The 14,711-nt window shown below is 69.6% G+C and carries 15 protein-coding genes, 1 tRNA gene and 1 other RNA gene; all 17 read left to right on the forward strand.

Features of this window, described 5'->3' with window-relative positions; translation table 11 throughout:
* A partial coding sequence (locus VGV13_19000; GenBank protein ID HEV8643178.1) for a VTT domain-containing protein occupies positions 1 to 345 on the forward strand: 345 nt, incomplete at its 5' end.
* A gap of 199 nt (positions 346 to 544) precedes the next feature.
* Positions 545 to 1,564, forward strand: coding sequence for a 3-deoxy-7-phosphoheptulonate synthase (gene aroF, locus VGV13_19005; GenBank protein HEV8643179.1), 1,020 nt, complete (start codon positions 545 to 547; stop codon positions 1,562 to 1,564).
* On the forward strand, positions 1,561 to 2,577 hold the full coding sequence (gene aroF, locus VGV13_19010; GenBank protein ID HEV8643180.1) for a 3-deoxy-7-phosphoheptulonate synthase: 1,017 nt from the start codon (positions 1,561 to 1,563) through the stop codon (positions 2,575 to 2,577). Before aroF (VGV13_19005) ends, aroF (VGV13_19010) begins: the two co-directional genes overlap by 4 nt.
* 28 nt (positions 2,578 to 2,605) lie before the next feature.
* A complete protein-coding gene (locus VGV13_19015; GenBank protein ID HEV8643181.1) occupies positions 2,606 to 3,592 on the forward strand; it encodes a TonB family protein in 987 nt (328 codons plus the stop codon).
* A gap of 73 nt (positions 3,593 to 3,665) precedes the next feature.
* A tRNA-Val gene (locus tag VGV13_19020) sits at positions 3,666 to 3,740 on the forward strand.
* A 21-nt stretch (positions 3,741 to 3,761) separates the two neighbouring features.
* Entirely contained in the window at positions 3,762 to 5,555 is a 1,794-nt protein-coding gene (thrS, locus tag VGV13_19025; protein ID HEV8643182.1) for a threonine--tRNA ligase, read from the forward strand.
* Positions 5,556 to 5,657: 102 nt separating this feature from the next.
* On the forward strand, positions 5,658 to 6,179 hold the full coding sequence (gene infC, locus VGV13_19030; GenBank protein ID HEV8643183.1) for a translation initiation factor IF-3: 522 nt from the start codon (positions 5,658 to 5,660) through the stop codon (positions 6,177 to 6,179).
* 19 nt (positions 6,180 to 6,198) lie between these two features.
* Positions 6,199 to 6,396 (forward strand): 50S ribosomal protein L35, encoded by a 198-nt coding sequence (gene rpmI, locus VGV13_19035; protein HEV8643184.1) that lies wholly within the window; start codon positions 6,199 to 6,201, stop codon positions 6,394 to 6,396.
* Between the two features lie 14 nt (positions 6,397 to 6,410).
* Positions 6,411 to 6,767 carry a 50S ribosomal protein L20 gene (gene rplT / locus VGV13_19040; GenBank protein HEV8643185.1) on the forward strand — a complete coding sequence of 119 codons (357 nt, stop codon included), beginning with the start codon at positions 6,411 to 6,413 and terminating at the stop codon, positions 6,765 to 6,767.
* Positions 6,768 to 6,900: 133 nt separating this feature from the next.
* Positions 6,901 to 7,920: a phenylalanine--tRNA ligase subunit alpha gene (gene pheS / locus VGV13_19045; GenBank protein HEV8643186.1), complete on the forward strand. Its 1,020-nt coding sequence runs from the start codon at positions 6,901 to 6,903 to the stop codon at positions 7,918 to 7,920.
* Between the two features lie 286 nt (positions 7,921 to 8,206).
* Complete coding sequence (gene pheT / locus VGV13_19050; protein ID HEV8643187.1) at positions 8,207 to 10,630, forward strand: phenylalanine--tRNA ligase subunit beta; 2,424 nt, start codon at positions 8,207 to 8,209, stop codon at positions 10,628 to 10,630.
* A 141-nt stretch (positions 10,631 to 10,771) separates the two neighbouring features.
* Positions 10,772 to 10,963 (forward strand): hypothetical protein, encoded by a 192-nt coding sequence (locus VGV13_19055; protein ID HEV8643188.1) that lies wholly within the window; start codon positions 10,772 to 10,774, stop codon positions 10,961 to 10,963.
* Positions 10,964 to 10,979: 16 nt separating this feature from the next.
* A complete protein-coding gene (locus tag VGV13_19060) occupies positions 10,980 to 11,297 on the forward strand; it encodes a cell division protein ZapA (GenBank protein ID HEV8643189.1) in 318 nt (105 codons plus the stop codon).
* A gap of 30 nt (positions 11,298 to 11,327) precedes the next feature.
* Positions 11,328 to 11,511: non-coding RNA, 6S RNA (ssrS, locus tag VGV13_19065), on the forward strand.
* A 118-nt stretch (positions 11,512 to 11,629) separates the two neighbouring features.
* Positions 11,630 to 13,186 carry a ribonuclease Y gene (gene rny, locus VGV13_19070; protein ID HEV8643190.1) on the forward strand — a complete coding sequence of 519 codons (1,557 nt, stop codon included), beginning with the start codon at positions 11,630 to 11,632 and terminating at the stop codon, positions 13,184 to 13,186.
* 6 nt (positions 13,187 to 13,192) lie between these two features.
* Positions 13,193 to 13,969: a TIGR00282 family metallophosphoesterase gene (locus tag VGV13_19075; protein HEV8643191.1), complete on the forward strand. Its 777-nt coding sequence runs from the start codon at positions 13,193 to 13,195 to the stop codon at positions 13,967 to 13,969.
* Positions 13,970 to 13,981: 12 nt separating this feature from the next.
* A partial coding sequence (locus VGV13_19080; protein ID HEV8643192.1) for a bifunctional 5,10-methylenetetrahydrofolate dehydrogenase/5,10-methenyltetrahydrofolate cyclohydrolase occupies positions 13,982 to 14,711 on the forward strand: 730 nt, incomplete at its 3' end.

The following is a 14,711-nucleotide window of genomic DNA, read 5'->3' on the forward strand; positions in this document are numbered from 1 at the left end:
AACTTCATCCTCGAAGCCGAGGGTGCGATCATCTGCTTCATCCTGTATCTCATCCCGGGATTTCCGAAGGACATCGTCTCGTACCTCTTCGGCATCAGCCCGATCCCGTTCTGGGTCTTCGCCGTCGTGTCCACGGTGGGACGGATTCCGGGCACCTGGATCTCGTCGTACTTCGGCGCCCACGTCGCCGAGCAGCAGTACATCTACGCGTTGATCTTCATCGCCATCATCGTCGCCATCTGCGTGCCGCTCTACTATTACCGGGACCGCCTTCTCAGGTGCCTGGGCCGCAGGCGGGCAGACGGAAAGGGGCTTGACGGCCGGGAGCGACGCCCTGTAGAGTAGCGGACACTTTATGGCCACCTGGTGGCGCAGGGTCGGCTTCTTCTTTTATTACTTCGCCGGGGTCTGCCCGGGCGCTCTGACATGAGATAGCAGAGAGCCGCGGGCGGACCAAAGCCCGTGGCGGCGACGAGCTCGAGGCCGCGGGCCACCGACCCGCGGCCTTTTGTTTTGCCGGGCGAGCAGCGGAAAGGAGCACTCCATGATCATCGTGCTGAAGCACGGAGCCACCGACGCCGACATCGAGGACGTCTCGCGCCGAATCCAGACCATGGGCTACCGCCCGCATCTGTCCCGTGGCGAGGCGCGCACGATCATCGGCGCCATCGGCGACGACCGCGGCAAGGAGCGTCTGCTGGCGCTGGAGTCGCTGGAGTGCGTGGAAGCGGTCGTGCGTATCCTGCAGCCGTTCAAGCTGGCCAGCCGGGAGGTGCACGGGGAGAACACGCGAGTGCCCGTCGCCGACGGCGTGGTCGTGGGGGGAGAGCGGGTGGTCGTGATGGCCGGGCCCTGCTCGGTGGAGTCGCGCGACCAGGTGCTGGACGTGGCGGCCAAGGTCAAGGCGGCGGGGGCCGCGGTCCTGCGCGGCGGCGCCTTCAAGCCCCGCACGTCGCCCTACGCGTTCCAGGGGCTCGAGGAGGAGGGCCTCAAGCTGTTGACCGAGGCCAAGCGCGAGACCGGGCTTCCCATCGTCACCGAGGTGATGGAGCCCGAGAAGGTGGCGGTCGTCGCCGAGTATGCCGACATCCTCCAGATCGGCGCCCGCAACGTGCAGAACTTCTCGCTGCTCCGGCGGGTCGCCGAGACCCGGAAGCCCGTGCTCCTCAAGCGTGGGATGTCGACCTCGATCCAGGAGTGGCTGCTGTCGGCGGAATACATCCTCGCCGGCGGCAATCCCCACGTCATCCTCTGCGAGCGGGGCATCCGGACCTTCGAGACGGCCACGCGCTTCACGCTCGATCTCAACGCGGTGCCAGTGGTGAAGAAGCTCTCGCACCTGCCCATCGTCGTCGATCCCAGCCACGGTACCGGCCACTGGGACTACGTCGGCGCCATGGCCCGGGCCGGGCTGGCCGCCGGCGCCGACGGGCTGATCATCGAGGTGCACCCGAAGCCCGAAGAGGCGCTCTCGGACGGACCGCAATCGCTGAAGCCGGATCGGTTCGCCAGACTGATGGACGAGTTGCGCCAACTGGCGCGGGTGCTGGGGAGATCCCTATGATCATCGTGCTCAAGTCCGGGGCGACCGACGACGACATCGCGGAGGTCTGTCGCCGCATCCAGGCGTTGGGCTACGCGCCGCACACCATCCGGGGCGAGCTGCGGACGGTCATCGGCGCCGTCGGCGACGAGCGGGGCAAGGACGACCTGCTCTCCCTCCAGAACCTCGAGTGCGTGGAGGCCGTCCAGCGCATCCTGCAGCCGTTCAAGCTGGCCAGCCGGGAGATCAAGGGTGAGCCGACCCGCATCCGGGTGGACGGGGTAGAGATCGGCGGCCCGCGGGTGGTGGTGATGGCGGGGCCCTGCTCGGTGGAGTCGCGCGACCAGGTGCTGGAGGTGGCGGCGAAGGTGAAGGCGGCCGGCGCCTCGATCCTGCGCGGCGGCGCCTTCAAGCCCCGCACGTCGCCCTACGCGTTTCAGGGGCTCGAGGAGCAGGGGCTGAAGTTCCTGGCCGAGGCCAAGCGCGAGACCGGGCTGCCGGTGGTCACCGAGGTGATGGAGCCCGACAAGGTGGCGGTCGTCGCCGAGTACGCCGACATATTACAAATCGGCGCCCGCAATGTGCAGAACTTCTCGCTGCTCAAGCGGGTGGCCGAGGCCAGGAAGCCCGTCCTGCTCAAGCGCGGGATGGCCACCTCGATCCAGGAGTGGTTGCTGTCGGCGGAGTACATCCTCGCCGGCGGCAACCCGGACGTCATCCTCTGCGAGCGAGGCATCCGGACCTTCGAGACGGCCACCCGGTTCACGCTGGACCTCAACGCCGTCCCCGTCATCAAGAAGCTGACGCACCTGCCCGTGGTGGTCGACCCGAGCCATGGCACGGGTCACTGGGAGTACGTGGACGCGATGGCGCGGGCGGGCGTGGCGGCGGGCGCCGACGGTCTGATCATCGAGGTGCACCCGCGGCCGGCGGAAGCGCTCTCGGACGGTCCCCAGTCGCTGAAGCCGGAGCGGTTCGCCGAGCTGATGCAGCGGCTCCGGCGCGTCGCCCGGGCGGTGGATCGCGACGTCTAGGGCCCTCCGGCCTTATAATCCCCGCGGCATGCTGGGCAAGGCGTGGGACCTGTTGCGCAGGCGGCCCATGCGTGGGCTGGCGATCTCGCTGGCACTCCATGGGCTCGTGGTCGCGCTGATGCTGCTGCTGGGCCTGCCGGCCGCCCAGTACACCGTCAAGCGCGGCGAGCCGCTCTTCGTCGAGCTACCGGAGCTGCCGGAGCCACCGCCCCGGGGGAATCCCGCGGCCAAATCTCCGGCCCCCCCTCGGCCGGAGACGCCCACGGCGGCCAAGCGTACCCCGCCCGCGCCCCCGGCGAGGCCGGCCCCACCCGCCCCGCCGGCTCCCCCTCCGAGCCCGGCGCCCCTCGTGGCCGCCCGGCCGGCGACTCCATCGCCGTCGCCGAGCGCCGACGTGCCGCTACCCGACGCGGAGGACCTGCCGACGCCGGCCCCCAGGCCCGAGACGCCGGCGCAGGAGAGCGCGCCGCCCGCCCCGCCCGCCGTCGGCGCCGAGTCCGGCCCGCCCGACGGTCCCCAGGTCGCGTCCGTGCCGACTAGCCCCGAGGTGGCGCCGCCGGTCGACATCCGATCCGCGCTCGGCCGGGGGGGCGGGGCCGGAAGCGCCCAGGGGGGCGGGCGCGGAGGGATCGAGGGCGAGCCGATCCCGCTCGATTCGACGGATCCGAGCTTCAGCGACTTTCTCGACCGTGTCCGTCGGCAGATCAAGGCGAACTGGGGCTACCCGTGCATCAAGAACGGCTACACGCGGGAGTGCGACTACAAGACCGCGCGCCTCGTGGTCGAGTTCGGGGTCCTCAAGGCGGGACGCGTCCAGTTCGTCGAGGTCCGGCAATCGTCGGGGTTCCAGATCTACGATGACTACGCGGTCAACGCGATCAAGCTCGGCTCGCCGTTTCCGCCGGTGCCGGATGCGCTGATCGCCCGGATGAAGGCCGGAAGCCGCGGCGCCGCGATCGTCGCCGTCTTCAACTACGTCCTGCTCGAGACGACGCTGACCAACATCCTCCGTTGAAACGCTTGTAATCTAAGGCCTTTGGCTTGACACGTCGAAGCAGCGGCATGTAGCATGGGCGGTACTTTCAGATAGGCTCGTAGCTCAGTGGGAGAGCGCCTCTCTGACGCAGAGGAGGTCGGCGGTTCGAAACCGCCCGAGCCTACCAATTTTTTCCCTCTAGGAGTGTATGGCCGAGGCTGAAGAAGAGCGACACCTCAAGCTGACCGGCGAGTTCGACTGCGATCCGTCGCCGCTTTCCACGCTTCGCCATTCCACCTCGCACGTCATGGCTCAGGCGGTCAAGCGCCTGTTCCCCGACGTGAAGCTGGCCATCGGCCCGGCCATCGAGGACGGCTTCTACTACGACTTCGCCAAGGCCGAGCCCTTCACCACCGACGATCTCGGCAGGATCGAGAAGGTGATGGGCGAGATCGCCCGCGCCGACCATCCCTTCGAGCGGCGCGAGATGGACCGGCCCCAGGCCATCCGCTTCTTCTGCGAGCGCGGCGAGCCGTTCAAGGTCGAGATCCTCGAGGCGATCGACGTCCCCCGGGTGTCGCTCTACCAGCAGGGCGAGTTCATCGACCTCTGCCGGGGGCCCCACGTGCCCTCCACCGGCCACGTGAGGTTCTTCAAGTTGCTCTCCTCCTCCGGCGCCTACTGGCGGGGCGACGAGCGGAACCCGATGCTGCAACGCATCTACGGGACCGCCTGGCTCACCCGGGAGGAGCTGGACAAGCACCTGTGGCGCCTGGAAGAGGCGAAGAAGCGCGACCACCGCAAGCTCGGGCGGGAGCTCGACCTCTTCACGTTCCACGACGTCTCGCCGGGGGCGCCCTTCTGGCTCCCCCACGGCATGGTGATCGTTCGCGAGCTCGAGCGCTTCGCGCGCGAGGCCCAGGACGCCCGCGGCTACACCGAGATCTCCACGCCGATCCTCGTGAACAAGAAGCTCTGGGAGCAGTCGGGCCACTGGGAACATTACAGCGAGAACATGTTCAAGCTCGAGGTGGAGGAGCAGCTCTTCAGCCTCAAGCCGATGAACTGCCCGCCCTCGACCTTCGTGTACCGGCACGCGCTCCGCTCTTATCGCGACCTGCCGCTCCGGCTGTCGGAGATGGGACGCCTGCATCGCAACGAGCGCTCGGGCACGCTGACCGGCCTCGTCCGTGTCCGCCAGTTCACCCAGGACGACGCGCACATCTATTGCCGCCCCGATCAGTTGCAGGACGAGATCACCGGCGTCCTCGAGCTCGTCCGCGAGTTCTACAAGACCTTCAGCCTCGAGCCCTCGTTCCGCCTGGCCACCCGGCCCCCGAAGGCGATGGGCTCGCCGGAGCAGTGGGACGCGGCCGAGCGGGCCCTGCACGAAGCCCTCAAGGCCAATGGGCTCGGCTACGAGGTCAAGCCCGGCGATGGGGCCTTCTACGGCCCCAAGATCGACATCCACATCGAGGACGCTCTGGGCCGCGACTGGCAGATGGCGACGGTGCAGGTCGATCTGGTCATGTTGCCCGAGCGCTTCCAGCTCGAGTACATCGACGCCGACGGGCAGCCCAAGCGGCCGGTGGCGATCCACCGGGCGATCTTCGGCTCCTTCGAGCGCTTCATCGGCATCCTCACCGAGCACTATGCGGGGGCCTTCCCGACGTGGCTGGCGCCCGTGCAGGCGCGGGTGCTGCCGATCAGCGAGAAGCACGCGGAGTACGGACGGACCGTGTACGAGGGGCTCCGCGCCGCCCGCGTGCGCGTCGAGCTGGACGATCGCAACGAGAAGCTGGGCTACCGGATCCGCGAGGCGCAGCTCCGGAAGGTCCCCTACATGCTCGTGGTCGGCGAGCGGGAGCGCGCCAGCGGGACGGTGAGCCTCCGGCACCGCACCGGGGACGAGCTCAAGGACGTCTCCGTGGAGCGCGTGGTCGCCGACCTCACGCGCGAGATCAGCGCCCGCACCCCCGACCTCACCGTGGGCCGCTCGTGAGCGGGCGGCCGGTTCATCGCGCCGGGCCCGCTGGGCGGGGGAGCGTCCCGCCGGGCCGCGCCGGGCGCGCGCCTTTCAACACCGCGTAACGAGGAGACGCCTATCAGCCAAGCCAAGGAAATCCGTATCAACGAGGGCATCCGGTCCCGTGAAGTGCGCGTGGTCAGTCCCGAGGGTGAGCAGCTCGGCATCCTGCCGCTGCCCCAGGCGCTGGAAACGGCCCGGCAGCGGGAGCTCGATCTGGTGGAGGTGGCGCCCGAGGCCCAGCCGCCGGTCTGTCGCATCATGGACTTCGGCAAGTACAAGTACACGCAGGCCCGGCGACTGAAGGAGGCGCGCAAGAAGCAGACGACGATCCAGGTCAAGGAAGTCAAGATGGGCCCCAAGACCGAGAAGCACGACTTCGACTTCAAGCTCAAGCACGTCCGGCGCTTCCTGGAGGAGGGGCACAAGGCGAAGGTGACCGTGCGCTTCAAGGGGCGCGAGATGGCGCACACCGAGCTGGGCTGGAAGATGCTCCAGAAGATGGTCGACGCCGTGCAGGACATCGCCAACGTCGAGAACAATCCGCGGATGGAAGGGCGGATGCTCCACATCATGCTGAGCCCGAAGGCGCACAACTGACGCGCGCGAGGAGAGCGGGATGCCGAAGATGAAGACCAAGCGGGGGGCGGCCAAGCGGTTGAAGAAGACCGCCTCCGGGAAGCTGATGCGCGCTGGCGGCTGGAAGCAGCACAAGCTCGAGAAGAAGGAGCCGAAGCGTCGGCGTCGCCTCCGCAAAGCGAAATCGATCTCGAAGGCCGACGAGCACCGCCTGCGGGTGCTCGTGCCCTACCTTTAAGAAGGAGTCGACCGATGCCACGGGCCAAGGGTGGAGCCAAGACGCGCCGTCGGCGCAAGAAGATCCTCAAGAAGGCCAAGGGCTACGTAGGCGGCCGGCACCGGCTGTACCGGACCGCGGCCGAGACGGTCCTGCGCGCGGGCGCGTTCGCGTACCGCGATCGCCGGCGGAAGAAGCGGCTTGCGCGGGCGCTGTGGATCACGCGCATCAACGCCGCCTGCCGCCAGCTCGGTCTTTCGTACTCGAAGTTCATGGCGGGCCTCAAGAAGGCCGGTATCCTCCTCGACCGCAAGATCCTGGCCGAGCTGGCGGTGACCGATCCGGCCGGGTTCGCCAAGCTCGCCGAGGCCGCGAAGGCGAAAGCCGGCTAACCCCATGGTCCGTCTTCGGTTGGAGGTTCATCGCCGACCAGTGGCCGGGCGGGTTCGAGCGCCCGCTTTGCGGGCGCGATCCTTTCTGGGGGGAGGCTTCGGAAGGGGGGCAAAGCCCCCCTCCGAGTTTTAGATGCGGCATCCGCGCGTCGATGCGATCGCCGAGGAAGCGCGCGCCGCCATTGCCCGCGCGGGGTCGTCGGCGGAGCTGGAGCAGCTCCGCGTCCGCTACCTGGGGCGGCAAGGGGCGCTGACGCTCCTGCTGCGCTCCCTGGGCACGCTCCCGGAGAAGGAGCGCCCGCTCGTCGGCGCGGCCGCCAACGAGCTCAAGCGTGAGCTGGAGGCCCTGCTCGAGCTGAAGTTGACCCAGAGGCGCGAGGCCGAGCGCCGGCAGGAGCGCGCCCGGCAGCGCCTCGACCTCACGCTCCCCGGCCGTCGGCCCCCCCTGGGCTCGTACCATCCGCTCACCCGGGTGCAGGACGAGATCATTGCGATCTTCGTGGGCCTCGGCTTCTCCGTCGCCGAGGGGCCGGAGATCGAGAGCGACTACTTCAACTTCGAGGCTCTGAACATCCCCAAGGATCATCCGGCGCGGGACATGCAGGACACCTTCTACCTCTCGGAAGACACGCTCCTGCGCACGCACACCTCCCCCGTGCAGATCCGCACCATGCAGTCCCAGCGGCCCCCGGTCCGCATCATCTGCCCCGGCCGGGTCTATCGGCGCGATGCGGACATCACGCACTCGCCGATGTTCCACCAGGTCGAGGGGCTGGCGGTGGACCGCCAGGTGTCGATGGGTGACCTCAAGGGCACGCTGGAGCTCTTCGCTCGCGAGATGTTCGGGGCACGGTCGCGCATCCGCTTCCGCCCGTCGTTCTTCCCGTTCACGGAGCCCTCCGCCGAGGTCGACGTGCTCTGCTTCCTGTGCGGCGGCAGCGGCTGCCGCGTCTGCAAGGACGGCTGGCTCGAGATCCTGGGCTCCGGGATGGTGCACCCGCAGGTGCTCCGGAACGTCGGCTACGATCCCGAAGAGGTCACCGGCTGGGCGTTCGGCATGGGCATCGAGCGCATCGCGATGCTCAAGTACGGCGTCGACGACATCCGCCTGTTCTTCGAGAACGATCTGCGCTTCCTCCGCCAGTTCGCATGACGCGCTGGCCGGGCCGTGGGGGTCCTGGCCGGGTCGGCGCCACCCGCCGGCCTCGCGGTGGTGGCTTGCGTTGCGCGCGCGTCGTCTCCACGCGCGCACTTCGGGTGTCGTCCGAGCGGTCGCCGCGCGCGGGGTTGAACGGCTCGGACCGGCGGGCAGCGCCTCCCCCGCCACCCCCCCGGCCCGACCGGTCCCGTTCGAACTGCCGTCACGACCGGCAGACCACATCGAAATCGAGGCCGGCGGCGTCGACACTGCTCCCGGCATCGCGATCGCAGGTCGCGGCATGAAGATCCCGTATAAGTGGGTCCGTGAGTTCGTGGATCTCGATCTGACGCCGCAGCAGGCGGCCGACCGGCTCATGAACGCCGGCATCGAGGTCACCGGCATCACGCCGCTCAAGCCCGCGGACCTGGAGGGCGTCGTCATCGGCGAGATCGAGGCGATCGAGCGGGAGCTGGGCGCCCACCGCGTCGTCCTCTGCCGAGTCAGCACCGGACGGGAGCGCTTCGCGGTCGCCTGCGGGGCGCCCAATGTCGCCGTCGGCGTGCGGGCCGCCTTCGCCCCCCCCGGCGCCGTGCTGCCCGGCGGCCGGCGCATCACCGTCGTCAAGATCCGCAACGTCGAGTCGCAGGGCATGCTCTGCTCGGAGCGCGAGCTCGGGCTCGGCGAGGAGCACGAGGCCGGCATCCTCACGGTGGACGCCGACGCCCCGCTCGGCGCCGACCTCGTCGGGCACCTGGGGCTCGACGACCACGTGCTCGACGTCGAGATCACGCCCAACCGCCCCGACTGCCTGTCGGTCGTCGGCGTCGCTCGGGAGCTGGCCGGGCTCACCGGCGCCCCCTTCCGCTCCCCGACGATCACCGTCAAGGAGTCGGACGATCTCGTCACCGGCCTCGCCCAGGTCCGGATCGACGCGCCCGACCTCTGCCACCGGTTCACGGTGCGGGTCATCAGCGGCGTCCGGGTGGCGCCGTCGCCCACCTGGCTGGTGGCGCGCCTGCGCGCGGTCGGGCTGCGGCCCATCAGCAACGTCGTCGACGTCACCAACTACGTCATGTGGGAGCTGGGCCATCCGCTCCACGCCTTCGACCACGCGGCGGTGGCCCAGGCCACGATCGTCGTGCGCCGGGCGCGCGCGGGCGAGCGCTTCACCACGCTCGACGGCCAGGAGCGCACGCTGGACGGCTCGATGCTGGTCATCGCCGACCCGGAGCGGGCCATCGGCATCGCCGGCGTGATGGGCGGCGCGAACGCCGAGGTCAGCGGGACGACCACGCGCGTGCTCCTGGAGAGCGCGTACTTCCTGCCCGCCTCCATCCGGCGCACCGCACGCGCTCTCGGCCTCGTGACCGACGCCGCCTACCGTTTCGAGCGGGGCGCCGACATCGAGGGGCTGGTCGACGCCAGCGACCGGGCCGCGCAGCTCATCGCGGAGACCGCGGGGGGGACGGTGGCGCGGGGGATGGTCGACGCCTACCCGACGCCGAAGCGGCGCGTTCGCGTCGGCCTGAGGATGGAGCGGGTCAAGCGGGTGCTGGGGATCGCGCCGGCGCCGGCGGAGGCCAGGAGGATCCTGACGGGCCTCGGCCTGGCGGTGACCGAGCAGCCGGGCGACCGCCTCGAGGTCGAGGTGCCGAGCTTCCGGCGTGACCTCGCCATCGAGGACGATCTGGTCGAAGAGGTCATCCGCGTCTGGGGGTACGACAAGATTCCCTCGACGCTCCCCAGTGGCGCCCTCCGGCTCGTCCAGCTGCCGGCCAGCCTGCGCCAGGCGGAGGCGGTGCGTCGCGCGCTCATCGGCGCCGGGCTCAGCGAGGCCGTGACCCCGAGCTTCAGCGATCCGGCCTACGACGAGGTCCTGCGCTCGCCGGCGGCGCCCCCCCCGATTGCGCTCCGCAACCCGCTGAGTCGCGACGCCTCGCTCCTGCGCTACAACCCGCTGGAGGGGGTGCTGGCGGTCGTGGCCACGAATCTCAGAAAGCAGCAGCCGAACGTCCGCGTCTTCGAGCTCGCCAAGATCTTCGAGCCCGCCCCGGGCCTGCCGCGTGAGCCGCGCTGGCTCGCCATCGCGTTGACCGGCGCGCGGGTGCCGCTGGCCTGGTGGGCGAAGCCGGGGACCGAGGCGCGTCCGGAGCCGGTCGACGTCTTCGACGCCAAGGGCCTCGCCGAGCACGTCCTGGAAGCGCTCGGCGTGCCCGCGCCGGAATCCCGGGCGATCCTGGGCGGAGGCGTCAAGGGATTCGAGCCCGACTGCCGCGGCATCCTCGTCGCCGAGCGCGTGACCGTCGCCGAGTTCGGGGAAGTGGCGGCCGACGTCCGCGCGCTCTATGACATCGGCGTCCCCGTGTTCGCGGCGCTCCTGCCGCTCGACGAGATCCTGCGCCTCACCCCGCCGTCGGTCCGCTACCGCCCGCTGCCGCGGTACCCCGCCGTCCAGCGCGACCTCGCCTTCGTCGTCGGCGCGCTCCGCACCGTCACCGCCGCCGAGATCGAAACCTTCATCCGGGCCGAGGCCGGCCCGCTGCTCAGGCAGCTGGCCCTCTTCGACGTCTTCACCTTCGAAGACGGCCGGCGGAACCTCGCCTGGCGCCTGACGCTCCAGGCCGAGGATCGTACGCTCACCGATGACGAGGCCAACCAGATCCAGGAGCGCGTGGCCCGGCGGGCGGCGGAGCGGTTCAACATCACCTGGCGGGGTGTCTGATGGTAGTGCGAGCCGCAGCCGTCGGCGAGGCGAGCCTGAGTGAGATCGGGCGAGCCGCAGCCGTCGGCGAGGCGAGCCTGAGTGAGATCGGGCGAGCCGCAGCCGTCGGCGAGGCGAGCCTGAGTGAAATCGGGCGAGCCGATGACTGACGACGTCCTGGGCCGGCTCGCCCAGCTCGAGGATGCCGTGCGCCGCGCCGCCGACGTGCTCGGACGCCTGCGCGAGGAGAACGACCGGCTCCGGCGCGATCTGGCGCGGCTGGCCTCCGAGCGCAAGCAGATGCTGGCGCAGGTCGACTCCATCCTGCACGATATCGGCAAGCTCGATCTATGACGGCACCGGACGTCTGATGGGCGAGTCCCGGCGCGTCGAGCTGACGCTGCTCGGCCAGGCGCTGACCGTCCGCACCGAGGCCCCGCCCGAGTACGTCCGCACGCTCGCCAGGTACCTCGAGAAGCGGGTGGAGGCGCTGCGCAAGTCCGGCGTGCAGGATCCCTCTAAGGCCCTGCTGCTGGCGGCGCTCGACATCACCGACGAGCTCTTCCGGGCCCGCGAGGACCGCGAGCGTGAGGCCGGCGACGTGGGCGCCCGGCTGGGCGCGCTGGTGGCACTGCTCGAGCGCGCGACGCCCAAAGAGGGGGGACGCTCCTCCGGACAAGCATCTTGACGCCGGGGCGCCGGCCCGGGTACACAGGGTCTGTCCCTGCGCTGTGCGTGATGTCGGGGGGAAGTTTCAACCTCATACGTCTCATGGGAGCCGCAACTGAGGGCGGTGTGCAGGCCCCTCCGAGAAGGGGAAGCCTAAAGCCCTCCACGATGGCGCCCCCCTGGTATAGACCAGGTTCGAAACACCGTCGGCACACGGCAGAGGTGGGGATTCAGGCCTTCCCGCGGCCGGCGGCCCGTATTTGACTCGCCCTGCGCGCGCCCCCTATACTTGTCAAGTCTGATAGGCATTTGCGTCTCACAGTTCACCCTGTAAAAGGGGATGACATAGCGATGGAACCGATCTGGATCGCACTTCCGATCGTTACCGTCCTGGCCCTCATCCTCGGGTTCCTCACCCACAAGCACCTGGGCGAAAGAAAGATGGGGGACGCCGGTCTGCGGGCGCAGCGCCTTCTCGGCGACGCCGAGCGGGACGCCGAGACGCGTCATCGGAGCGCCGAGCTCGAGGCCAAGGAGATCGTCCTGAAGGCCCGGGCCGAGTTCGAGTCCGACGCGCGCCGGCGCGAGCGCGAGATCCAGCAGATCGAGCAGCGGATCATCGGCAAGGAGGAGCAGCTCGCCCGCAAGCTGGACGAGCTGGAGCGGCGGCTCGGCGAGTACACCTCCAAGGACAAGGGGCTGGTCGAGCGCGAGAAGAGCATCGCCGAAAAGGAGCAGCGCCTGGCTTCCGCGCTGGAGGAGCAGCGGCGCAAGCTCGAGATGATCGCCGGGCTCACGGCGGAGGAGGCCAAGCGCCAGCTCCTCGCCCAGATGGAGGAGGAGGCGCGCCGTGAGGCCGCCCTGATCGGCATGCGCCTGGAGGAGCAGGCGCGCGAAGCCGCCCGGGAAAAGGCCAAGGAGGTCCTGGCCACGACCATCCAGCGGCTGGCGCCCGACTACACGGTGGAAACCACCGTCTCCGTGGTCGATCTGCCCTCCGACGACATGAAGGGCCGCATCATCGGCCGCGAGGGACGCAACATCCGGGCTCTCGAGACGCACACGGGCGTGGACCTCATCGTCGACGACACGCCCGAGGCCGTGTTGATCTCGGCTTACGACCCGTACCGTCGCGAGATCGCGCGCCGGGCGCTGCAGATCCTGATCAGCGACGGACGCATCCACCCGGCCCGCATCGAGGAGGTCGTCGAGAAGGTCAAGAAGGAGATGGAGCAGCACCTCAAGGAGGAGGGCGAGAAGGCCGGCTTCGAGGTAGGCGTGCACGGGCTGCACCCCGAGCTGGTCAAGCTGGTGGGACGGATGAAGTTCCGCACCTCCTACGGCCAGAACTGCCTCCAGCACTCCAAGGAGGTGGCCTGGCTGGCCGGCATGATGGCGGCCGAGATCAAGGCCGACGTCAAGCTGGCCAAGCGCATGGGGCTGCTGCACGACATCGGCAAGGCTCTCACCCACGAGCAGGAGGGCAGCCACCCGGAGCTCTCGCTGCAGGTGCTGACCAAGTACAACGAGAGCCCCGAGGTCATCAACGCCGCCCTCTGCGGCCACGAGAACGTCGAGCCCCAGACCATCGAGGCCGTGCTGGTGGAGGCCGCCGACGGTATCTCGGCCGCCCGGCCGGGAGCCCGGCGCGACGTGCTCGAGTCCTACATCAAGCGGCTGGCCAAGCTGGAGGAGATCGCGCTCAGCTACAAGGGCGTGGAGATGTGCTATGCGATCCAGGCGGGGCGCGAGCTGCGCGTCATCACCAAGGCCGACATCATCTCCGACCTCGAGGCGCACCAGCTCGCCAAGGACATCACCAAGCGCATCGAGGCCGAGATGCAGTACCCCGGCCACATCAAGGTCGTCGTCATCCGGGAGACGCGGGCCGTGGAGGTCGCCAAGTAGGCGTCGATGAACATCTTGATGGTCGGGGACATCTTCGGCGAGCCGGGCCGGGCCGCCCTCGCCAAGCTCCTGCCGAAGCTGCGCCAGGAGCACGCCATCGACCTCGCGGTGGTGAACGTCGAGAACGCCGCCGCCGGCTTCGGCGTCACCCCGCAGATGGCGCGCGCCTTCCTCGATCAGGGCGTTGACGTGATGACCTCGGGCAACCACATCTGGGACCGGAAGGAGATCGTGGAGTTCATCACCCGGGAGAACCTGCTGCTGCGCCCGGCCAACTTCCCCGCCGGCACCCCCGGCGTCGGCCACGTCACCGTGAAGGCCGGCCCGCACCGCGTCGCGGTGCTGAACCTGATGGGGCGGGTGTTCATGAGCCCGATCGACTGCCCGTTCCAGACGGCCGACGAAGTCATTCCGCAGCTCCGGCGGGAGACGCCGATCATCCTCGTGGACATGCACGCCGAGGCGACCTCCGAGTCCGTCGCCATGGGCTGGTACCTGGACGGCCGCGTGAGCGCGGTGGTGGGCACGCACCGCCACGTGCAGACCGCGGACGAGCGCGTGCTGCCCAAGGGGACCGCCTACATCACCGATCTCGGGATGACGGGCCCGATCGACTCCGTCATCGGCGTCGACAAGGACCTCATCCTGCAGCGCTTCTTGACCCAGATGCCGGTCCGGTTCGAGCCGGCCAAGGGACCGGCGGCGCTCTGCGGCGTGGTCATCACCATCGATCCCGAGACCGGTCGCGCCTCGGACATCCGCCGCCTTCGCGTCCCGGCTTGAGCCCCCCCCACGTTGATTCTGGATGGTCGGATCGTCGCCCAGAAGGTGCTGGCCGACGTCCGGGCCGGCGTGGAGCGGCTGCGGGCAGCGACAGGCGTCACGGCGACGCTCGCCGTCGTGCTGGTCGGGGACGACGCGCCCTCGAAGATCTACATCGCCAACAAGAAGAAGGCGGCCGACGGCGTCGGCATCGTCTCGCGCGACTTCATCTATCCCCAGGGGCTCGGCCGCGCCCAGTTGCTGGAGCTCATGGACGGGCTCAACCGCGATCCCGCCGTTCACGGCATCCTGCTCCAGCTCCCGCTCCCTGACGGGCTGGACGCCGACGAGGCGATCACGGTCATCGCGCCCGCCAAGGATGTGGACGGCTTTCATCCGGGAAATCTCGGCCGCCTCCTGGCCGGGTCGCCGACGGTGGTGCCGTGCACGCCCGCCGGCTGCCTGGAGATCCTGGATCACTACGGCGCCGATCTGAAGGGCGCCGAGGCGGTGGTGGTGGGCCGGTCCGTCATCGTCGGCAAGCCGCTGGCCCAGCTCCTGCTCGCGCGCCACGCCACGGTCACGATGTGCCACACCCGGACCCGCGACCTGGCCGCCCACACGCGCCGCGCTGATATCCTGTGCGTGGCCGCCGGGCGGCCGGGCGTGGTCACCGGCGACATGGTGAAGGAGGGGGCCTGGGTCGTCGACGTCGGCGTCAACCGGCTCCAGAGCGGCAAGGTGGTGGGCGACGTGGACTTCG

The organism is Candidatus Methylomirabilota bacterium (genome assembly GCA_036001065.1).
GTDB lineage: Bacteria > Methylomirabilota > Methylomirabilia > Rokubacteriales > CSP1-6 > MNEF01.

Bases quoted from the DNA above. Each gene is read 5' to 3' on its own strand.
- rplT (HEV8643185.1), top strand. From the start codon at position 6,411: ATGCCACGGGCCAAGGGTGGAGCCAAGACGCGCCGTCGGCGCAAGAAG.
- pheS (HEV8643186.1), top strand. From the start codon at position 6,901: ATGCGGCATCCGCGCGTCGATGCGATCGCCGAGGAAGCGCGCGCCGCC.
- aroF (HEV8643179.1), top strand. From the start codon at position 545: ATGATCATCGTGCTGAAGCACGGAGCCACCGACGCCGACATCGAGGAC.
- VGV13_19015 (HEV8643181.1), top strand. From the start codon at position 2,606: ATGCTGGGCAAGGCGTGGGACCTGTTGCGCAGGCGGCCCATGCGTGGG.
- VGV13_19060 (HEV8643189.1), top strand. From the start codon at position 10,980: ATGGGCGAGTCCCGGCGCGTCGAGCTGACGCTGCTCGGCCAGGCGCTG.
- thrS (HEV8643182.1), top strand. From the start codon at position 3,762: ATGGCCGAGGCTGAAGAAGAGCGACACCTCAAGCTGACCGGCGAGTTC.
- VGV13_19075 (HEV8643191.1), top strand. From the start codon at position 13,193: ATGAACATCTTGATGGTCGGGGACATCTTCGGCGAGCCGGGCCGGGCC.
- pheT (HEV8643187.1), top strand. From the start codon at position 8,207: ATGAAGATCCCGTATAAGTGGGTCCGTGAGTTCGTGGATCTCGATCTG.
- rny (HEV8643190.1), top strand. From the start codon at position 11,630: ATGGAACCGATCTGGATCGCACTTCCGATCGTTACCGTCCTGGCCCTC.
- aroF (HEV8643180.1), top strand. From the start codon at position 1,561: ATGATCATCGTGCTCAAGTCCGGGGCGACCGACGACGACATCGCGGAG.
- VGV13_19055 (HEV8643188.1), top strand. From the start codon at position 10,772: ATGACTGACGACGTCCTGGGCCGGCTCGCCCAGCTCGAGGATGCCGTG.
- rpmI (HEV8643184.1), top strand. From the start codon at position 6,199: ATGCCGAAGATGAAGACCAAGCGGGGGGCGGCCAAGCGGTTGAAGAAG.